This window comes from Pseudonocardia sp. GCM10023141 (genome assembly GCF_042653605.1).
Map to the genome: position 1 here is coordinate 397,753 of NZ_JBHSIR010000055.1, position 19,922 is coordinate 417,674.

A 19,922-nucleotide genomic window follows, 5' to 3' on the forward strand; every position below is an offset into this window, starting at 1 on the left:
GCACACTGGCGTGGTGGGACGACCGGCGGAGCGGATGTTCGACAACGAGGGGCTGGGCCTCGTCGAACCACGGTTCGTCCGGGGCGCCGCCACGGTCGCCGTGCTCGGTGTCGCCCTCCTCGCTGCGATCAGCGATCCGGGGCCGCCCGGCGACGTGGCGCTCGCCGCCGCGGCGGCGGCCGTGTTCGTGGGCTGGGTGTGGTGGCCGGTGCTGCCCACGCCCGTGCTGGCCGTGCTGGTGCTCGGGCCCGTCGTGCTGGCCGCCCGGTCGGGCCAGCTCGAGCAGGCGCTGTTCCTCGCGTCGCTGCTGGCGCTGCTCGTCGCCTGGCTGGAGCCCTCGACCCCGCGCGCGGCGGTGGTCGGCGTGCTCGCGCTGCTCAGCCCGGCCGCGGTGTGGCTGCTCCTGCCGCCGCGGGAGAGCTTCGGGGTCTGGAGCTGGGTGCTCGGCATCACCTTCCCCTGGCTGCTGGGACGGCTGGTGCGCCGCCAGCTCGAGCTGATCACGCGCCTGGAGGCCGTCCGCGGGGACCTCGCCGCGCAGGTCGTCACCGAGGAGCGACGGCGCATCGCCCGCGACGTCCACGACCTGGTCGGGCACGGCCTGGCGGCGGTCCTGCTGCAGATCACCAGCGCCCGGCACGTGCTGCGGCGCGACCTCGGCGCGGCCGACGAGGCGCTCGCCGCCGCCGAGACGGCCGGCAGGCGCAGCATGGCGGAGCTGCGCACGACGATGGCGTTGCTGCGCAGCGACGGCGACGCCCCCGGCTCCGCCGGCACGCCCTCGCCGGGCCTCGGCGGGCTGGCCGGCCTCGTCGACGCAGCCCGCGCCGACGGCCTGCGCGTCACCTTCCGGGCCGACGGGGACCTCACCCACGTCGACGACGGGGTCGCACTCGCCGTCCACCGCATCCTGCAGGAGTCGCTCGCGAACGCTCACCGGCACGCGCCGCGGGCCGCCACGACCGTCGCCGTGGCGGTCGACGGGGACGCGATCACGCTCGCGGTGACGAGCACCGGCCCGGTGCACCCGCGCGCCGACGACGACCGGCCCCGCTACGGTCTCGTCGGGATGCGCGAGCGGGCGGAGGTGGTCGGCGGTGAGCTGCAGGCAGGCCCGGACCCACAGGGCTGGCACGTCCGCGGCCGGTTCCCGGTGACGGGCCCGTCATGAGCCGCACCCGCGTCGCGATCGTCGACGACCAGGCCCTCGTCCGCGCGGGACCGGCGCGGATACTCGGGCCCGAGGACGGCTTCAAAATCGTCGGCGAGTACGGCGACGGGGCCGCCGCACTGGCCGGGATCGACGCCGATCCGCCCGATCTGGTGCTGATGGACGTCCGGATGCCGCGGATGGGTGGCGTCGAGGCGATCCGGGCGCTGCACGCCCGGCCCGACCCGCCACCGGTGCTCGTGCTCACCACGTTCGACGACGACGACTCGCTCTGGGCCACGCTCGACGCCGGGGCGTCCGGGTTCGTGCTCAAGGACGCGTCGGCCGCCGACCTCATCGCCGCCGCCCGCACCGTCGCCGCCGGTGGCTCCTGGCTGGACCCGGCCGTCGCACCCCGGGTGCTGGCGGCGTCGCGGCGCGCCGCCCCGCGCGCCGGCAGGCGGCTGGAGCGGCTCACCGATCGGGAGCACGACGTGCTGCGGCAGATCGCGCGGGGCGCCACCAACGCCGAGATCGCCCGGGCACTGCATCTGAGCGAGGCGACGGTGAAGACCCACGTCCGCGCGATCTTCACCAAGCTCGACGCGCGCGACCGGGCGGCAGCCATCGTCATCGCCCACGACCACGGCATCGTCGGTCCCGCAGGGTAGGACTCCTCCCACGGGAGGAGACGGTTCTCCCCCGCAGGTCGATGCGGCGGGCCGGCGCGCTGCCGACGATTCCCCCATGACCGCACTCGCGACACCGTCGCCCACCCGGGCCGGGCTCCCCGACTGGCGCCGGGGCCCGGCGTTCGTGATCGCCCTCGCCGGCCTCGCCGTGCACCTGGCGTTCGCCGCGGGCTACGGCTATCACCGCGACGAGCTGTACTTCCTGGCCGAGTCCAAGCGCATGGCGTGGGGATTCGCCAGCGAGCCGCCGTTCACCCCGGCGGTCGGCTGGGTGTCGCGCGCGCTGTTCGGGGACGCGCTGATCGGCCTGCGCCTGTGGCCGGCGCTCGCCGGCGCCGCGTTCGTGCTCCTCGCGACGCTCGTGGCGCGCGAGCTCGGCGGGCGCCTCACCGCGCAGCTGACGGCCGGGATCTGCGTCGGCACCGCCACGATGTGGCTGGCGCTGTTCCACCTCTACGGGCCGTCGGCGTTCGACCAGGTGGCGTGGGCGGGGTGCCTGCTCGTGCTGGTCAAGCTGCTGCGCGGGGCCGATCAGCGGTGGTGGCTCGCCTTCGGGGCGATCGCGGGCGTCGGCCTGCTCAACAAGAACACGCTGGTGCTACTGGCGCTCGGGCTCGTGCCAGCGCTGCTGCTGAGCCGCACGCAGCGCCACCTGCTGCGCTCGCCGTACCTGTGGCTCGGCGGCGTGCTCGCGGTGGCGGTCGCGTCGCCGTTCCTGCTCTGGCAGGCCGCGCACGACTGGCCGATGGTGGCGGTGGCCGCCACGATCAGCCACGACTTCGGCGGCCCGGTCGGGGCGCTGACGTACCTGCCGATGCAGGTGCTGACGATGAACCCGCTGCTGCTGCCCGTCTGGGTGGCCGGGTTGTGGTGGTTGCTGCGCTCGCCGGGGTGGCGCCCGATCGGGTCGGTGTACCTGCTGCTGCTGGTGCTGCTCGCCGTGATCGGCGGGCGCTCGTACTACCTCGCGCCGATGTACCTGCCGCTGTTCGCCGCCGGCGGGATCGGTATCGAACGGTGGCTCGCCCGCCCCGGCGTCAGGCTGCGCGCCCGGGTCGTCCCCGTCGTGCTGGTGGCCGTCGCGGTGATCACCTCCCCGATGGCGCTGCCGGTCCTGCCGCTGGCGCTGCAGCGCGACCTCCCGTTCACCAGCATCAACCCGGTGCTGGGCGACGCGATCGGCTGGCCGCAGTTCGTGGCGCAGCTCGCCGCCGTCCGCGACGGGCTTCCCGCCGCCGAGCGCGCGGGGGTGATGGTGCTCGCCGCCAACTACGGCGAGGCGGGTGCGGTCGAGGCGCTCGGCGGCCCCTACGGGCTCGGGCAGCCGGTCAGCGGGCACAACAACTACTGGCAGTGGGGCCCGCCGCCCGCGGGCACCGACACGGTGATCGCCGTCGGCTTCCGCGACTCTGGCGCACTGCAGCGCGTGTTCGGCGACGTGCGGCGGGCCGGCACCGTCGACAACGGTCCCGGGATCGACAACGAGGAGCAGGGCCTGCCGATCTGGATCTGCCGTTACCCGGTGGCGCCGTGGGCGCAGCTGTGGCCGGGGTTCCAGCACAACACGAACTGACCGGCGTCCCCCGTTGCAGGAAGAGCCCGCCGCCGCGCCGGGCGAGTGATCAACGCCCACAGGTTCCGGTTCGATCATGAGCCAGTACGCGCTCGGCGGCGAACGCGCTGATCAACGCCAGCCCGCCGCCAGCTCCCCCAGCGCCACCGCCGCCCGGGAGCGGAAGTCCGCCACCCGCGCCAGCTTGATGTCCTCGTACCCCCGCACCACCTCCGCCAGCTCGGCCACGGCGAGGACGGCGTCGGCGTTGTCCGCCGTCAGGTGCCCCAGCGCCGCACGCACCAGCCGCTGGTACTCCCCCATCAGCTCCCGCTCGGTGCGGCGCACGCCTGCGTAGCCGAAGACGTCGAGGGGCGTGCCACGCAGCCCGCGGGCGGCGCGCAGCCCGCGGAACGCGAGCTCCGCCGTTCGCACCAGCCGCAGCTTGCGCTTCATCCCCATGGCCCGCAGCACCGGCGGGTGCAGCAGCACCGAGACCTTCGCGTCGGCACCGAACTCCTCGTCGCGCCGGGCCTTCTCGACGGTGTCGAGGTGCAGCCGCGCCACCTCGTACTCGTCCTTGTAGGCCATGAAGCGGTGCAGGCCCTTGGCGTAGGCCACCGCGATCCGCTCACCCGGCTCCGCGCCGGCGCGCTCGGTGGCGATGGTCGCGACCCGGCGCACCTCCTGCGCGTAGCGGGTGGCGTAGGCCGCGTCCTGGAACCCGACGAGGTCGGCCACCCGGGTCGCGAGGATCTCGGCCAGCTCACCGGAGGAGACCGCGGCGGTCGCGATCGACCGCGCCGCCGCGTCGACCTCGACGACCGCCCGCTCCGGAGCGGCGACGGCGGCGCGCACCGCGTCCCGGTCGAGGACGGCCGCGCGGCCCCACCGGAACGCGGCGAGGGTCATCGGCACCGCCGAGCCGTTGAGGCGGATCGCCTGCTCGATCGCCTCGGCCGAGATCGGGAGGCAGCCGTGCTGGTAGGCGGCGCCGACCAGCAGCATGTTGGTGGGCATGTGGTCGGCGAACAGCGCCTCGGACAGGCCCTGCGCGTCGAGGTAGAGGTTCTCCGCCGCCCGCGTCACCGACCCGATGCGCTCCAGCGCGTCGTCGGGCGTGCCGGGCACCACCACGCGGTTGGTCACCATCGCCGCGGTCGGCACGACGGCCGAGTTGATCACCGCGATGGTGCGCTCGGGGTTGCCGACGGCCAGCGTGGCGTCCGACGCGGCCCCGAGCAGGTCGAAGCCCAGCAGCACGTCGGCCGTGGCCTTCGTGGCCCGCAGCGCGCCGGTGATGGGCGCCTTGGAGATCCGGATGTCGCTGTCGACCGGGCCGCCCTTCTGCGCCAGACCGGTCTGCTCCAGCCCCGCGGCGTAGAGGCCGTCCAGATGCGCGGCCATCTGCAGGATCTGCGAGACGGTGACGACGCCGGTGCCGCCGATGCCGGGCATCCGCACCAGCGTGCCCTCGCCGATCGGGCGCACCAGCGGCGGCGTCAGCACCACGGGCAGCTCCGGCACCTCGCGGCGCTTGCGGGTGCCCGGTTCCACCAGCAGGAACGACGGGCAGTCGCCCTTGAGGCAGCTGAAGTCAGAGTTGCACGACGCCTGGTGGATGCGGGTCTTGCGGCCGAACTCGGTGTCGACGGGCTGCACCGACAGGCAGGTCGAGACGTCGCCGCAGTCCCCGCAGCCCTCGCAGACCCGCTCGTTGATCACGACCTTCTCTGCCGGGGTCGGAAGCTGCCCGCGCTTGCGCAGGCGGCGCTGCTCGGCTGCGCACTGGTCGTCGTGGATCAGCACGGTGACGCCGGACTCGGTCGCGAGCTGCGCCTCGACCTCGGCGAAGTCGTCGCGGTGGCGCACCGTCGTGATCGCCGACAGCGTGACGCCCCGGTAGTTCTGCGGCTCCGGGGTGGTGATCACGATGCGGCGCACGCCCTCGGTGGCCAGCAGCTGCGTCAGCGCCGGCACGTCGAGGCGGCCCTCCGCGCGCTGCCCGCCGGTCATGGCGACGGCGTCGTTGTAGAGCAGCTTGTAGGTCATCGTCAGCCCCGCCGCCACGGCGGCGCGGATCGCGAGGGACCCGGAGTGGTGGAACGTGCCGTCGCCGAGGTTCTGCACGAAGTGGCGGTCGTCGGTGAACGGCGCGATCCCGATGAACTGCGCGCCCTCGCCGCCCATCTGCGTGAGCCCGATCTGGTTGCCGCGCCCGGCACCGTCGAGCGCGACCATGGCGTGGCAGCCGATGCCGACACCGACGATCGTGTCGTCACCGGTGCGGGTCGACGTGTTGTGCGGGCATCCCGAGCAGAAGTACGGCGTGCGCGCCGACACGGTCGGCAGCAGGATCCGCGACGGTCGGGGCGGGCGCAGCGACGTCAGGTGCGCCGCCGCCGCGGCCGGCAGCCGGTCGGCCCCGATCCGGGCGGTCAGCGCCAGCGCGACGTCCTCGGCGCCCAGCGCGCTGCGCGCGGTGAGCAGCGGGCGGCCGGTCTCGTCGTGGCGACCCACGACGACCGGTGCGGCGGGACGACGGTAGAGCGCCGCCTTCAGCGCGTCCTCGAGGAAGGGCGTCTTGTCCTCGACGACGAGCACCTCGGCGAGGCCCTCGGTCATCGCGGCCACGGCCTCGCCGTCGAACGGGAAGGGCATGGCGAGCCGGATCAGCCGCAGGCCCAGCGCGTCCATGGCGGACTCGTCGATGCCGAGGTCCTCGAGCGCGCGCAGCACGGCGCCATAGGCCGTGCCGGAGGCGAGGATGCCCAGCCGCGCGGCCCGGGCGTCGAACACGACCTTGTTGAGGCCGGCCTCGCGGGCGTAGGCGATGGCGAGCCGCAGCCGCCGCGTGATCATGTCGTGCTCGGCCGAGACCGCGCTCGGGCCGACGAGCACCGCCGGGGAGTCGGTGTCGACGCGCACGGGAGCGGGGACGCCGTGGTGGAGCGCGCCCACGTCCATCGTGGCGGACGCGTCGGCGATGTCGGCCACGATCTTCAGACCGGTCCAGAGCCCGCTCGCGCGCGACATCGCGACGGCGTGCAGGCCGAACTCGATGATCTCCGCGATCGACGACGGCGCCAGCAGCGGCATCGCGAGGCTCTGGCACATCTGCTCGCACGCGCTGGGCACGGTCGAGGACTTGCTGCTCGGGTCGTCCCCGATGAGCGCGACCGCGCCGCCGAGCGCGGCCGTGCCGGCGACGTTGCCGTGGCGGATGGCGTCGGCGGCGCGGTCGAGACCGGGATTCTTGCCGTACCAGAAGCCGGTGACCCCGTCGTGGCGGGCGCCGGGGGTGCGGCGCAGCATCTGGGTGCCGGCGATCGCCGTGGCGGCCAACTCCTCGTTGAGACCCGCCTGGAAGACGACCCCGGCGGGCTCCAGGAAGCGGGCGGCCCGCCCCATCTCGGTGTCCAGCCCGGCCAACGGCGAGCCCTGGTAGCCGGTGACGAACACCCGGGTGTTCAGACCCCGTGCCTCGTCGAGGGCCCGCTGCTCCAGCGTCAGCCGCACGATCGCCTGGATGCCGGAGATCAGTACCCGGCCGTGCTCCGCGGTGTACTTGTCGTCGAGCGACACGGTGGTGAGGTCGACGCTCACGCAGGGCCTCCATCAGGGTCGTTCCGTGGTGGGATCGCCGTAGCAGAACCGACGGCACCCCCCTGATGCAAGCAACCTTGCACTTGTCGCCTCGAGGACGCAAAGAACCACTGCGAGATCGGCATCGCGCGGATATCCTTTGCTTCGTGAACCAGGTTGATGAGACCGACCACCAGCTCCTGGAGATGCTGCGGGTCGACGGCAGGCGCACGTACTCGGACATGGCCCGCGACGTCGGGCTCTCGGTCGCGGCGGTGAAGCGGCGCGTCGATCGGCTGCGGGAGATCGGCGTGATCACCGGCTTCACGGTGCAGGTCGACGATGCCAAGCTCGGCTGGGGTGTGGGGGCGTTCTGCGAGCTGCGCTACGTCGGCACCACCGGCGTCGACGACATCCTGCGTACGGCGCGGAGCATCCCCGAGGTGCAGGCCGTCTACACGATCGCCGGCGATCCCGATGCGCTGTTCCAGGTGCGGGTCCGCGACATCGGCCACCTGCAGGACGTGATCGACAAGCTGCGCCGCTCCGGCACGGTGACGGGCACCAAGACCCTCATGGTGCTGGGCTCCTGGACCCGCGACTGACGGGTGGGAGGATCCGATCATGACCTCGCCGGCGCCGACGCTGCTCGCCGACCTCGACCGGCTCGCCCACCGGCCGCGCCAGGAGCTGCTGGCGCACACCGCGCGCGCAGGCGCCGGCACCCCCGAGCTCGACGCGCTGCTCGCCGCGTTCGACCGCCAGGGCACGTTCGCCCAGGTCATGGCACTGCAGATGGCCCGCATCGCCGGGCACGACGCCTACGTCCGGCACCTGCTGGGGGCGCCGCAGCAGTCCCTGCGTGCGCGGGCCCTGCACGCCGCGGTGCGGCGCGGGTTCCCGGCAACGGACTTCGCCGTGCTGCTGCCCGATCTGCCCGCGACGCTGCGGCGCGTGCTCTACCGGGCGATCCGTCGCCGGGGGTCCGCCGTGCTGGCCGATGCGCTGCTCGACCCCGTGCGTTCCCGCTTCGGCGACCACGAGGCGGCCGCGCTGCTGCCCGCCTGCTCGGGGCCGGTGGTGCGGGCGGGCCTGCCCGAGCTCGAGCACGCCGTGGACAAATGGGCCGCGGTGGGCAGGCGCCATCCCGCGGTGCTGCTCGGCCACGTCGACGAGCGGCTCGCCACCGCACCCCCCGCCGAGCGCCGCCACCTCGCGACGCTCACCCGGCACGGTCTCGCCGCCGCCGCCGGCAGCGATCCCGACGGCGTCCTGCGGCTCATGGAGCGGAACCGGTCACTGGTTCCGCCCCTCGCCGGCGTGCTGCCGGTACTGGCCCGCCACGACGCGGCCCGCGTCGTGGCGGTGCTGCTCGACCAGCAGCGCGACGGCTGCTCCCCCGTGAGTAGATCGCTCTGGCGCGCCATGGCCGGAGCGCCTGACCCCGACCTGATCGCGCTGGCGCGCAATGTCGACGGCTGGATGCTGGACGACGCGCTGCGTGCGCTCGCCCCGGCGCGGCGCCCGGCCGTCTACGCCGCGGTGGTGGGCGATCGGTCCACCGACGAGTCAGGCGCCACGATGGCGGCGCTGGGCCTGCTGCCCGCGCCGGCCCGCCACGTCGAGGCCCGCAGGCTGGCCGCGCTGCGTGCCGTCGACGACGAGCCGGCGCGCCGGCTGGCCGTCACGGCGCAGCTGCCGTGGGCCGACGCCGAGCCGGTGCTCACCGCTGCCACGCGCCGCCCCACCGCGGCGGAGCGCATCGAGGCCTACCCGCTGCTCGTGGCCGCCGCGGCCGGTGCGCGCAGCGCGGCAGCGCTCTCCCGGCTGCTCGCGCTGCTCACCCGGATCGCGAACGAGCAGGATCCGGTGCGCTCGGCAACGATCGGTGCCCTCGCCCGCATCCCACCACGGCGTTTCGACGACGCGGCCGTGCCGGCGCTGCGCTCCGTGCTCGTCGACGCCGGGCAGGCCAGAGACGTGTCGTGGTCGACGCGGGCCGGCGTCCGCACGATCGTCGTCGCGATGATCCGCGACGGCGCCCGCACCCGTCGGCCGGTGCTGCTCGACGCCGGGCTGGCGGTGCTCGAGACCATGGGTGTGCAGCTGGCGCGACACGACCTGGCCGGCCTCGCCGAGCAGCTGCCGCGCGGCACCGAGCACCGCGTCCTCGACGCGCTGCTGCCGCGCATCACCGCCGACGCGGCCGTGGGCCGGTTCACCGTCGCGATCGCGCTCGCCGCCGGGCTCGGGCGGCGCGCGCGGATGCTCCCGGCGCTGCAGGACGTGCTCGACCGGGCCCGCTCGGCGGCGTCGGACGACACGGTGCGCGCCGCTGTCGAGTTGTGGCTGGACGCGCCTGCCACGCGCGGCGACCGCGTGGAACGGGTGCTGTCGGACGACCCGTCGACGATCGCGCTGCCCTCGGTCCAGAACGCGGTGGCGCTGCGGCGCACCGACCTGCTCGACGGCGTGTTCGCGGGCCCGAGCCACGGCCGCTTCCAGACGTCCGGGGTGCGGCTCGTCCCCACGTTCCGGACGGGGCTGTCGCGGTGGCTGCCCCGCCAGGTGGCGGCCTACACGGCGCTGCTGGCGGGGATCGCGACGGCGCCGGGCAGGCCCGCCCACGAGCGCGTCACCGCCGTCCGCGCGCTCGGGTGGGTCCCGGCCGCCGGTCCGGCGCTGCGTCCGCTCGTCACCGACGCCGATGTCACCGTGGCGGAGGCCGCACTCGCCGCGCTCGCCCGGAGCGACGAGCCCGCCGCGGAGCTACCGCTGCTGCTGTCGTTCGCGGACGGCGATCGCGCCCGCGTCGCGGTGTACGCCGCCACCCGGGCCGCCCGATCCGTCGCGCCCGGAGCGCTGCTGACCGCCCTGCAGCCGCTGCTCTCCTCGACCAGGGTGACCTCGCGCAAGGAGGGCGCCCGACTGGTCGCGGAGCTGCACGCGCCCGACGCCGCCGCCGCGCTGACCGCGCTGTGGCAGGCGCCCCAGCAGCACCGCGACGTGCAGCGCGCCGTCGTCTCCGCGGTCCGGTGGCTGCTCGACGACCCGCGCGCCTGGACGCTGCTCGAGGACGCCATCGCTCGGGGAGGCGCCGTCGCGGGCGCCGTTCTCGACCTCGCCCCCGAGGCCACGGCCCCCCGTCACCGCGCCCGGTACGCCCGGCTCGTGCACGCCGTGGCCGCGACCGCGGACGCCGACGGGGTTCGCCGGGCGCTGCCGGTACTGGGGCGCTGGGTGCGCTGGGATCCCACCGCCGTCGGCCTGCTCACCGGGCGCGCCGCGGATCTCACCGCCACCGCCACCTGGTTCGTCGCGACCGCGGCGCTGGTCGAGGCGGGCCGCCGCGCCGAGGATCCCCAGCCGGTGGTGGACCTCGCGACGGCCCTGCTGGGGTCCACCGATCCGGGTCCCGCACCCGATCGGGACCTGCCGGCCCGCCAACGGCTCCGGGCGTTGACGACGCAGGTCCTGTCCCACGCCACAACGGGTGCCGCACCACGTCGGACCGCCCGCGCGCTCGCCGCGGTGCTGGTGGCCGCGGGCACCCCCGAGCACCGGCCGCTCGCTGTCCGGCTCACCGCCGCGGCCGTGGACTGGGACGGCGAGGAGGCGCTCCCGCAGCTGCAGCACCTCGCCCGGCTCGCCGACCGCCCGGTGCTGGCCGCACTCGCCGCCGAGCACCTGCACGGCGGGCTGGCCGCGACGGTGCGCCGGCTCCCAGCCGAGATGCTGCTGGGGGCGGGTCGGGAACTCGTCACCGGCGATGCGACGGCCGCCCGCCTCGCCGTCGCGATCGCCGGGGTCGCCGGGCCCGCGACCGGCTGGCCGGCGCCGTGGCGCGAGCTCCTGCACGGGCTGCGCGACCACGCCGATCCCGACGTCCGCCTCGCCGCGCTGGACACGTTCACCGCCCCGGAGTGAGAGGTCGCGCCGGGCCGAACAACCGACCAGCAATCGATTTCTCGGGCGGTACGCTGCGGGCAGGAGCGGCACGTCCCGGAGGCGACTGGGTGGCAACGATCAGCGATGTGGCCGCGCTCGCGGGCGTCTCCACCGCCACCGTGTCCCGAGCGCTCAACGGCAAGGCCACGGTCGCGCCGGAGCTCGTGGAGCGCGTCGCGGCCGCGGCCACCTCCCTCGGATACCGGCCCCACGGCCCGGCGCGCAACCTGCGCCGCCAGGAGACGGCCGTACTGGCCCTGCTCATCTCCGACGTCGAGAACCCGTTCTTCACCGCCGTCGCGCGCGGTGTGGAGGACGTCGCGCACGGGCGTGGCTACTCGGTGGTGCTGTGCAACACCGACGAGGACGCCGCGAAGGAGCGCCGCTACCTCGACGTCGCGCTGCAGGAGCGGGTGGCGGGCGTGATCCTGTCCCCCACCGGGCCGGGCACCGACGTCAGCGCGCTCGCCGAACGCGGCACGCCCGTGGTGGCCGTCGATCGACCGTTGCCCGACTGTTCCGGATCGTTGGACCCCGGACCCTTCGACATGGTGTTGGTCGACACCCGGCTGGCAGCCGCCACGGCGACGGCACACCTGATCGCCCAGGGCTACGAGCGGGTGGGCTGCCTCACCGGGCCTGCGGGCGTCCGCACCGCCGATGACCGGCTCGCCGGCTACCGCGACGCGATCCGATCCGCCGGGTTGCGCAGCGACCCGCGCCGGGTGCGCCGCGCCGCGTACAAGGCGGCGGGGGCGCACGCCGCGGCGCTCGATCTCCTGCGGTCCCCCGAGCCGCCCGATGCGCTGCTGGTGGCCAACAGCCCGATGGCGATCGGCGTGCTGGACGCGCTGCGCGAGCTCGGGCTGCGACCGGGGCGCGACGTGGGCATCGTCTGCTTCGACGACGCCGCGTGGGCCGGGCTGGTCGACCCGCCGCTGTCGGTCGTGGCGCAGCCCGCGTCCGAGATGGGACAGATCGCGGCGCAGCTCCTGCTGGCCCGGATCGGGCAGGCGCACCGCCCCCCGACGGTCACGACGCTGGGTGCGCGCCTGATCGTGCGGGCCAGCTCGCACCGTTGACCTGCTGCCCCCCGCTTCCCCCCTTGCAGGAAAGCCACTTTCCCGCAAGATCCTTGCGGGAAAGTGGCTTTCCTGACGGCGAGCGGGAGCCCCCCGACCTCAGCTCCCGTTCGCCTTCGCGTACTCGGCCGTTGCGTTGTCCGGTGTGATCAGCAACGTGTCGAGCGTCTTCGTCTTGGGCACCTGCCCGCAGTCCACGAGCAGCGTCCTGGCGGCGTCGATCGCCTCCTTGCCCCCGGTCGGGTAGACGAACGTGGCCGACAGCCGGCCCGCCTCCACCGCCTTGATCCCGCCGGACGGGATCGGCAGGCCGTCGATGCCGATGAACTTGATCTTCGTGTCGACGCCCGCCGCCTTCGCGGCGATGTAGGCACCCTCGGCCATCGGGTCGTTGTGCGCGTAGATCGCCTGGATCTCCGGGTGTGCCTTGAGCAGCGCGTCGGCCTGTGCCTGGCCCTTCTCGCGGAGCCAGTCCCCGTCGGCCGTGGCGACGATCTCGATGCCGCTGCCCGCGATCCCCGTGGCGAAGCCCGCCGAGCGCTCCTTCGCGGGCGTCGACCCGGCCAGTCCACGGATCTCCGCGATCTTGCCGCCGCCGGGCAGCACCTTCTCGGCCATGAACTTGCCGGCCTGGCGTCCGATGTCGGTGTTGTCGGCGCCGATGAACGTGGTGTACGCGTCGCCGTCGACCTTGCGGTCGAGGACCACCACCGGGATGCCCTTGTCGTAGGCCTTCTTCACCACGGCCGTGAGCGGCGTCGCCTCGTTGGGGCTGATGATCAGCAGGTTGATCTGCTGCGTCAGGAAGTTCTCGACGTCGGCCACCTGCTTGGCGTTGTCCTGCTGCGCGTCGGCGACGGTCACGCTGAACTGCGGCACCGACTTCGCCGCCGCGATGATGTCGTCGTCCATGCGCTGGCGGTAGGGCTCGGCCACGTTGGCCTGGCTCATCCCGATCACGTACTTCCCGGACGTGCCCTTGCAGTCCGCGGCCGTGCCGGTAGCGGGCGCCTTCCCGGAGTTCTCGCTGGTCGTGCCACACGCAGCCACACCGGCAACGGCGCAGGCCAGCACGGCGGCGATGGCGTGCCGACGACGGATCATGAACGTCCCCCTCATGAGTTCGGCCGCAACCGCTGCAGTCCGGCGGCGACCACGATGACCAGTCCCTTGATCAGCAACTGCACGTTCGGATCGATGTTGTTGAGCGCGAGGATGTTGTTGAGCACGCCGAGCAGCAGCGCCCCGGCGACGGTGCCCGCCACCGTGCCCCGGCCACCGGAGAGCGCCGTGCCGCCGACGACGACAGCGGCGATGGCGTCGAGCTCGTAACCCGAGCCGTCGTTGGGGCTGCCCTGGTTGAGCTGCCCGGCGTGCACGATCCCGGCCAGCGCCGCGAGCAACCCGCACAGGCCGAAGACGATCACCTTCACCCGCACGACCGGCACCCCGGACAGCCGCGCCGCCTTCTCGTTGCCGCCGATGGCGTAGATGTGGCGGGCGAACGCCGTCACGCGCAGGAAGACCACGGCGAGCACGGCCACCACGATGAAGATCACCGCGGGGATCGGCACCAGCCCACCGAACGTGCGCTCGCCCAGCAGCGAGAACGTGAGCGGCGCCTCCCCGGGGCCGTCGCCGTAGGCGATCGCGACGCCCTGCCCGCCGGACACGATCCGCGCGAGCCCCCGCGCGATCTGCAGCCCGGCGAGGGTGACGATGAACGCCTGGATGCCCAGCACCGCCGACGCGATGCCCTGCAGCAGGCCCAGCACCAGCCCGGCGAGCAGCACGAGCACGACGGCAGGCAGCACGCCCATGTCCCGGTCCACCAGCAGCACCGCGGAGCCGACCGCCGCGAGCCCGAGCACGGCACCGACCGACAGGTCGATCCCGCCGATGAGGATCACGAACGTCATGCCGACGGCGATGATGCCGATCTCCGAGACCGCGCGCACCACGTTGAACAGGTTCTCGCTGGTCAGGAACAGCAGCTGCCCGTCGCGGGCCGGTGAGAACGCCACCGCCGCGACGAACACCGCGACGAGTCCGAACAGGCTCTGGAAGCGGAAGAGCGTCTCGACGACACCGGCGCGCTGCCGCACCGCCGGGGCGGTCACCGGGCCCCTTCCGCGACGACCACCGCGTCGGCGGCCGCACCGGCGCCCATCGACGCCGCGAGCAGATCGGCCTCCGTGGTGGCGTGCGTGTCGAGCTCGTGGACGTCGCGACCGTCGCGACCGTCGCGCAGGATGATCACCCGGTCGCAGACGCCCACGAGCTCGGCGAGCTCCGACGACGCGAGCAGCACCCCGACGCCGTCGGCGGCGGCCCGGCCCAGCAGGGCGTAGATCTCCGACTTGGCGCCGATGTCGACGCCGCGGGTCGGCTCGTCGAGCAGCAGCAGGCGGGGCTCGGTGAGCAGCGCGCGCCCCAGCACCACCTTCTGCTGGTTGCCGCCCGAGAGCGTGCCGACGCGGTCGCGCAGCGAGGCGAGCTTGATCTGCAGGTCGGCCACGAGCCGTTGCACGGCTGCGGCTTCACGGCGCCGGGGCACGACGCCCAGCACCGCCAGCCTCGACACGACCGACAGCGCGGCGTTGGCCTGCACCGAGTGCTCCAGCGCCAGACCGGCGACGCGCCGGTCCTCCGGGACGAACGCCATGCCCATCCGCAGCGCCTGGCGCGGTCCGCGGGGCCGCACGGTGTGCCCGTCCAGTCGCATCTCGCCGCGCCAGCGGCCCCGCGATCCCACGCCGAACAGCGTCTCGAGCAGCTCGGTGCGCCCGGCGCCGAGCAGGCCGCCGATCCCGACGATCTCGCCGCGCCGCACGGTCAGCGAGATGCCGTCGGGCTCCCGACGACCGGGACGCGGCCGGGAGGTCACGGCGAGGTCGGTGATCTGCAGCAGCTCGTCGCCGGGCGCGCCGCCGCGTGCGGTGAACAGCGTCTGCACCGAGCGGCCGACCATCGCGTCGGCCGCCTGCGCCGCGGTCATGGTCCGCGGGTCGAACTCCGCGACGACCGCGCCGTTGCGCAGCACGGTGGCGCGGTCGGCGATGCGCCCGATCTCCTCCATCCGGTGGGAGATGTAGACGATCCCGGTGCCGGTCCGGCGCAGCTGCTCGACCACGGTGAACAGCTGCTCGACCTCGGCGGCGGACAGGGCCGACGTCGGCTCGTCCATGATCAGGACGCGCGCGTCGAGCGCGAGCGCCTTGGCGATGACCACCAGCTGCTGCTCCCCGGTGCGCAGCTCGCCGACCGGTCGCCGGGTGTCGAGCACGATCCCCGTGCGCGCCAGCAGCGCGCGCGTCTCGCGGTGGCAGCGCCGGGTGTCGACCGTGCCCAGCCGCGTGCGGGGCTCGCGGCCCAGCACGATGTTCTCCGCGACCGAGAGCCCCGGCACCAGGTCGAGCTCCTGGTGGATCATCGCGATGCCCGCGCGCTGCGCCTCGACCGGTGACGGGAACCGCACCTCGGCACCGTCGAGCGTGATCGTGCCGGTGTCGGCGAGCAGGTCGCCCGACAGGATCCGCATGAGCGTCGACTTGCCGGCGCCGTTCTCCCCGAGCAGCGCGTGCACCTCGCCGGCACGCACGCCGAAGTGCACGTCGCGGCAGGCGTGGACACCCCCGAAGGACTTCGACACCCCCGCCATGGTGACCAGCGGAGGCCGGTCTGCACCCTCGTCCACAGCCATCCTCGCCGGCGCGCCCCCTCGTCGACATCCCGCCTGCGCCGGGCGAGCAATCGATTACCGGGCAAGCTAGGGCCAGCGCGACGAGGGTGTCAAGCGACACGGAGGAACGCCGGACGATCAGGCCGGTGCGAGCGCGCCGTTCAGCGCAACAGCCCGGCCACGACGGCCTGCACCGCGGCGGGGAACCCGGGCCTGCGGGCGAGGTGGGGGGTCTGCGCGCCGTCGTTGACCACCATCAGGGCGGCCTGCACCTGGATCCGGGCGGCCACCGCGTCGAGGTCGGGCCGCACGGCGCGCAGCAGCTCCACCCACTCGGTGACGTAGTCGTGCTGGGACTGCCGGGCCCGGTGCTGGTCGGGCTCGGCGAGCTCCCGGATGTCGCTGATCAGCACGTCGACCACGTCGCCGTGCCGGGTCGTCAGCCGGACGTAGGAGTCCAGCAGCCGGTGCAGGGCGTCGGCCTCGTCGACGGCGGCGGCCAGCGCCGTCTCGAGCTCGAGCCACAGCCACTCGTTGCAGCGGTCCAGCGTCGCCATCAGCAGCTCCTGCTTGGAGGCGAAGTGGTTGTAGAGACTGGGCCCGGCGATGCCGACGGCCTCACCGATGTCGTCGACGGTGACGGCCGCGTAGCCGTGCGCCGCGAAGAGCCGGGCGGCCTCGCGCAGCACGTGGGCCCGCCGTGTCCGCGGCTGCAACCCACCGGGCGGGGGCTCACCGTCCGCGGCGGGCGGATCCGGCAGGTCGGCGGCGAGGATCCGGTCCAGGACGTCGGCCAGCACCGACTCGAACCGGGCGCCGGGCAGCTGCAGCTGGTGGAACGAGACGCTCGACATCGCCGCGAGCGCCGACCAGGCCAGCAGGTCGGCGTCGGCGGCAGGCAGCTGCGGGCGGTCCCGGCCGATCCGGTCGGCCAGCAGCGCCGCGACCCGGCGCAGGTCGGCCCGGACCTCCTGGTGGATCTCCGCGGAGAGCAGCCGAGCCTCGCGCTGCCAGAGCACCCCCACCTCGCGCCGGGCCACCAGCAGCCGGGCGAGGTCGAGGAGCAGCTGCGGGCGCGGGACGTCGGCGCAGTGCTGCAGGTAGTCCAGGGTGGGCGCGAGCGTGTCGCGGGCCGCGGCGACGAACAGCTCGCTCTTGCTCGCGAAGTGGCGGTACAGGGCCGAGGGCGCGACGTTGACCGCCGCCGCGATGTCGCTCATCGACACCCCCGCGTACCCGACGCGGTAGAACAGGTCGGTGGCCGCCGCGACGATGAGGGCACGCCGGTTGCGGGGCCGGGTGCCGCGCGCCGGCGCCCCCTCGTTCACGGTCTGCGACGCCACGGCCGTCAATCTAGTGCGTGTCATCCGAGACGGAGTGACTTGCCGATGATCTCCTTCATGATCTCGGTGGCTCCGGCGTAGATCCGGGAGACGCGCCCGTCGGCCCACGCGCGGGCCACCGGGTACTCGGTCATGTAGCCGTAGCCGCCGTGCAGCTGCACGCAGGAGTCGAGCACCCGGCCCTGCAGCTCGGTGCACCACCACTTGGCCTTGGCGGCGTCCTCTCCGGTCAGCTCGCCGTCGTTGTGGGCCAGCACGCAGCGGTCCAGGTAGTGCTGGGCCACGTCGACCTCGGTGACGAGCTCGGCCAGGGTGTGCCGCACGGTCTGCAGCGCGCCCAACGGGCGGCCGAACGCGGTGCGCTCGCGCACGTGGTCGATGGTCCAGCCGATCGCCGCGGTGGCCGCGGCCAGCCCGCCGACAGCGCATGAGAGCCGCTCCTGGGCGAGGTTGCGGGTGAGTCCGAAGAAGCCCTCCCCCTCGGCACCCAGCAGGTTCGCGACGGGCACCCGGGCCCCGGCGAACGACAGCTCCGCGGTGTCCTGCGCGTGCAGTCCGGTCTTGTCCAGCTTGCGGCCGCGCTCGAATCCCGGGGTGCCCCGCTCGATCACGATCAGGCTGATCCCGCGGTGGGGATCCGGGCCGGTGCGCACCGCCGCGATCACCAGGTCGGCGTTGATCCCGTTGGTGATGAACGTCTTCGCGCCGTCGATCACGTAGTGCTCGCCCGACCGGGTGGCCGTGGTGCTGATCCCGGACAGGTCCGACCCGGTACCGGGCTCGGTCATCGCGATCGCGGTGATCGTCTCGCCCGCGACGATGCCGGGCAGCCAGCGCTGCTTCTGCTCGGCGGTGGCCAGCTCCAGGTAGTAGGGCAGGCAGATGTCGGCCTGCAGCCCGGGACCGAGCATCGCGGGCGCCACCGCGGCGCGCGCCGCCTCCTCCTGCAGCACCACGCTGTAGCGGAAGTCGCGCAGGCCGGCCCCGCCGTACTGCTCCGGGACGGCGATGCCGAAGACGCCCAGCTCGCCCGCCTTCGTGAACAGCTCGCGCGCGACGATGCCCGCGCGCTCCCACTCGGCGTAGTGCGGCGTGACCTCCTTGGCGAGGAAGGTGCGGACGCTCTCGCGGTAGTCCTCGTGCTCGGCGTCGAACAGGATCCGCTTCATCAGACGAAGAACCCGCCGCCGCAGATCAGGGTCTGCGCGCTGACGTAGTCGGACTCGGGCAGGCACAGCAGGTACACCGAGCCCGCCGCCTCGGCCGGGGTGCCGGCGCGGCCCAGCGGGATCATCTTCTCCATCGCGCCCAGCAGCGCCGGGTTGACACCCACCTTGATCTTGTTGCCCTGCACGTCGATCTCGGCGTCGCCACCGGCGGCGGCCTCGGTCAGCCGCGTCCTGATCAGGCCGAAGGCGACGGTGTTGACCGTGACGTTGTAGCGGCCCCACTCCTTGGCCAGCGTCTTGGTCAGCCCGGTGATCCCGGCCTTCGCGGCGGCGTAGTTGACCTGGCCCGCGTTGCCGCCCAGCCCCGCGATCGAGGAGATGTTGACGACCTTGCGGCAGGTCACGGCACCGGCCGCGGCCTCCTTCTTCGCGAGCCCGCTGATCACCGGCTGGGCCGCGCGCAGGATCCGGAACGGCGCCTTGAGGTGGACGTCGAGGATGGCGTCCCACTGCTCGTCGGTCATCTTCTGGATGACGGTGTCCCAGGTGTAGCCGGCGTTGTTGATGATGATGTCGAGCCCGCCGAAGTTGTCGACGGCGGCGGCGACGAACCGGTCCCCGAAGTCGGCGTCGGTGACGCTCCCGATGCACGACACCGCGGCACCGCCCGCGCCCTCGATGGCGGCGACGGTCTCCTTCGCGGGCTCGGCGTCGAGGTCGTTGACCACGACCTTCGCGCCCTCGGACGCGAGCTTGAGTGCGATCTCCCGGCCGATCCCCCGGCCGGAGCCGGAGACGATGGCGACCTTGTCCTGCAGCGTTCCCATGGCGCTTCTCCTGATCAGAGTGCGACGACGGCGTCGCCGGTGAGGGTCACGGTGCCGTCGGCGAGCGTGACGGCCAGCTCGATGCGGGCGCGACGCTCGCCGTCCACCTCGTCGATCGCGGCGACGGTGCCGGTGCAGGTGGGCTGCGCGAGCACGGGTGTGATGGCGGCGAAGCGCACCCGGTAGGTGCGGATCCGCTCCTGCGGCACCCACCCGGTGAGCAGCCGCCCGAGGTAGGCCATCGACAGCATGCCGTGGGCGAAGACGTCGTCGAGCCCGGCGGAGCGGGCGACGTCGAGATCGATGTGGATCGGGTTGTGGTCACCGGACGCCCCCGCGAACAGGGCCAGCGTGGTGCGGCTGATCGCGGGCAGGACCAGCGGCGGCAGCTGCGTGCCGACCCTCGCTTCGCCGATCGCCGTCATCGGGGCACCTCAGTGTTCTGGGCGGGATTCTGGATCACGATCGTGTTGCGCAACTCGGCGACGACGGTGCCGTCGGAACGGCTGATGCTGGTCTCCTTGACGATGAACTCCAGCGCACCGCCCTTCTTGCTGTAGACATCGGCGATGCACGGGGCGACCGTCAGCGTCTCCCCGGCGTGCGCCACCGCGTGGTAGGTGAAGGACTGCTCGCCGTGCAGCACCCGGCGCAGGTCGATGCCCAGCTCGGTGAACAGGGCGAACGGGTCGGCCCCCGCCATCTCGAGACCGAACAGGAACGTCGGCGGCACCGGCAGGTCCGGGTGCCCGGCCGCGCGCGCGGCGGCGAGGTCGGAGTAGACGGGATCGGTCTCGCCGATCGCCGTGGCGAAGAACGCCAGCCGGCCACGCTCGACGTCGACCGTGCTGACCGGCAGGGCACGCCCGATCACATCGGTGGAGACTGCCAC

15 protein-coding genes are annotated in these 19,922 nt (G+C 73.8%); 6 read left to right on the forward strand and 9 right to left on the reverse strand.

The genetic code is table 11. From position 1 onward, the window contains the following. Positions 1–13: 13 nt before the first annotated feature. The 3 genes from ACFPFQ_RS30910 to ACFPFQ_RS30920 all read left to right on the forward strand — a co-directional run bounded on the left by ACFPFQ_RS30910 (position 14) and on the right by ACFPFQ_RS30920 (position 3,415). Positions 14–1,171 carry a sensor histidine kinase gene (locus ACFPFQ_RS30910; protein WP_379625137.1) on the forward strand — a complete coding sequence of 386 codons (1,158 nt, stop codon included), beginning with the start codon at positions 14–16 and terminating at the stop codon, positions 1,169–1,171. Continuing rightward, positions 1,168–1,821, forward strand: a complete 654-nt coding sequence (locus ACFPFQ_RS30915) for a response regulator (protein WP_379625139.1) — start codon at positions 1,168–1,170, stop codon at positions 1,819–1,821. The genes ACFPFQ_RS30910 and ACFPFQ_RS30915 overlap by 4 nt, the downstream gene beginning before the upstream one ends. A 76-nt stretch (positions 1,822–1,897) precedes the next feature. Continuing rightward, positions 1,898–3,415 carry a glycosyltransferase family 39 protein gene (locus ACFPFQ_RS30920; protein WP_379625141.1) on the forward strand — a complete coding sequence of 506 codons (1,518 nt, stop codon included), beginning with the start codon at positions 1,898–1,900 and terminating at the stop codon, positions 3,413–3,415. Between the two features lie 111 nt (positions 3,416–3,526). Here ACFPFQ_RS30920 and ACFPFQ_RS30925 read toward each other — a convergent pair whose 3' ends face one another. After that, on the reverse strand, positions 3,527–7,000 hold the full coding sequence (locus ACFPFQ_RS30925; RefSeq protein ID WP_379625143.1) for an indolepyruvate ferredoxin oxidoreductase family protein: 3,474 nt from the start codon (positions 6,998–7,000) through the stop codon (positions 3,527–3,529). A gap of 146 nt (positions 7,001–7,146) precedes the next feature. Here ACFPFQ_RS30925 and ACFPFQ_RS30930 point away from each other — a divergent pair, with 146 nt between their 5' ends. The 3 genes from ACFPFQ_RS30930 to ACFPFQ_RS30940 all read left to right on the forward strand — a co-directional run bounded on the left by ACFPFQ_RS30930 (position 7,147) and on the right by ACFPFQ_RS30940 (position 12,009). Further along, positions 7,147–7,584: an Lrp/AsnC family transcriptional regulator gene (locus tag ACFPFQ_RS30930; protein ID WP_379625145.1), complete on the forward strand. Its 438-nt coding sequence runs from the start codon at positions 7,147–7,149 to the stop codon at positions 7,582–7,584. Between the two features lie 19 nt (positions 7,585–7,603). After that, positions 7,604–10,906 (forward strand): hypothetical protein, encoded by a 3,303-nt coding sequence (locus ACFPFQ_RS30935; RefSeq protein WP_379625147.1) that lies wholly within the window; start codon positions 7,604–7,606, stop codon positions 10,904–10,906. Between the two features lie 89 nt (positions 10,907–10,995). Then, a complete protein-coding gene (locus ACFPFQ_RS30940) occupies positions 10,996–12,009 on the forward strand; it encodes a LacI family DNA-binding transcriptional regulator (protein WP_379625149.1) in 1,014 nt (337 codons plus the stop codon). 99 nt (positions 12,010–12,108) lie between these two features. Here ACFPFQ_RS30940 and ACFPFQ_RS30945 read toward each other — a convergent pair whose 3' ends face one another. The 8 genes from ACFPFQ_RS30945 to ACFPFQ_RS30980 form a co-directional block, all read right to left on the reverse strand. Beyond that, positions 12,109–13,113, reverse strand: coding sequence for a substrate-binding domain-containing protein (locus ACFPFQ_RS30945; RefSeq protein ID WP_379625151.1), 1,005 nt, complete (start codon positions 13,111–13,113; stop codon positions 12,109–12,111). An 11-nt stretch (positions 13,114–13,124) separates the two neighbouring features. Beyond that, entirely contained in the window at positions 13,125–14,129 is a 1,005-nt protein-coding gene (locus ACFPFQ_RS30950; protein ID WP_379625153.1) for an ABC transporter permease, read from the reverse strand. Then, the gene (locus ACFPFQ_RS30955; RefSeq protein WP_379625494.1) at positions 14,126–15,670 is read right to left on the reverse strand and encodes a sugar ABC transporter ATP-binding protein; all 1,545 of its coding nucleotides are present in this window, start codon (positions 15,668–15,670) and stop codon (positions 14,126–14,128) included. Before ACFPFQ_RS30955 ends, ACFPFQ_RS30950 begins: the two co-directional genes overlap by 4 nt. A gap of 182 nt (positions 15,671–15,852) precedes the next feature. Continuing rightward, positions 15,853–17,034, reverse strand: coding sequence for a TetR/AcrR family transcriptional regulator (locus ACFPFQ_RS30960; RefSeq protein WP_379625155.1), 1,182 nt, complete (start codon positions 17,032–17,034; stop codon positions 15,853–15,855). A 20-nt stretch (positions 17,035–17,054) separates the two neighbouring features. After that, positions 17,055–18,203 (reverse strand): acyl-CoA dehydrogenase family protein, encoded by a 1,149-nt coding sequence (locus ACFPFQ_RS30965; protein ID WP_379625157.1) that lies wholly within the window; start codon positions 18,201–18,203, stop codon positions 17,055–17,057. Then, positions 18,203–19,030 carry an SDR family NAD(P)-dependent oxidoreductase gene (locus tag ACFPFQ_RS30970; protein ID WP_379625159.1) on the reverse strand — a complete coding sequence of 276 codons (828 nt, stop codon included), beginning with the start codon at positions 19,028–19,030 and terminating at the stop codon, positions 18,203–18,205. Before ACFPFQ_RS30970 ends, ACFPFQ_RS30965 begins: the two co-directional genes overlap by 1 nt. Before the next feature lie 14 nt (positions 19,031–19,044). Then, complete coding sequence (locus ACFPFQ_RS30975) at positions 19,045–19,455, reverse strand: MaoC/PaaZ C-terminal domain-containing protein (RefSeq protein WP_379625161.1); 411 nt, start codon at positions 19,453–19,455, stop codon at positions 19,045–19,047. Further along, complete coding sequence (locus tag ACFPFQ_RS30980) at positions 19,452–19,922, reverse strand: MaoC family dehydratase N-terminal domain-containing protein (protein WP_379625163.1); 471 nt, start codon at positions 19,920–19,922, stop codon at positions 19,452–19,454. Before ACFPFQ_RS30980 ends, ACFPFQ_RS30975 begins: the two co-directional genes overlap by 4 nt.

Bases quoted from the DNA above. Each gene is read 5' to 3' on its own strand.
- ACFPFQ_RS30915 (WP_379625139.1), top strand. From the start codon at position 1,168: ATGAGCCGCACCCGCGTCGCGATCGTCGACGACCAGGCCCTCGTCCGC.
- ACFPFQ_RS30920 (WP_379625141.1), top strand. From the start codon at position 1,898: ATGACCGCACTCGCGACACCGTCGCCCACCCGGGCCGGGCTCCCCGAC.
- ACFPFQ_RS30935 (WP_379625147.1), top strand. From the start codon at position 7,604: ATGACCTCGCCGGCGCCGACGCTGCTCGCCGACCTCGACCGGCTCGCC.
- ACFPFQ_RS30945 (WP_379625151.1), bottom strand. From the start codon at position 13,113: ATGATCCGTCGTCGGCACGCCATCGCCGCCGTGCTGGCCTGCGCCGTT.
- ACFPFQ_RS30955 (WP_379625494.1), bottom strand. From the start codon at position 15,670: ATGGCGGGGGTGTCGAAGTCCTTCGGGGGTGTCCACGCCTGCCGCGAC.
- ACFPFQ_RS30965 (WP_379625157.1), bottom strand. From the start codon at position 18,203: ATGAAGCGGATCCTGTTCGACGCCGAGCACGAGGACTACCGCGAGAGC.
- ACFPFQ_RS30970 (WP_379625159.1), bottom strand. From the start codon at position 19,030: ATGGGAACGCTGCAGGACAAGGTCGCCATCGTCTCCGGCTCCGGCCGG.
- ACFPFQ_RS30975 (WP_379625161.1), bottom strand. From the start codon at position 19,455: ATGACGGCGATCGGCGAAGCGAGGGTCGGCACGCAGCTGCCGCCGCTG.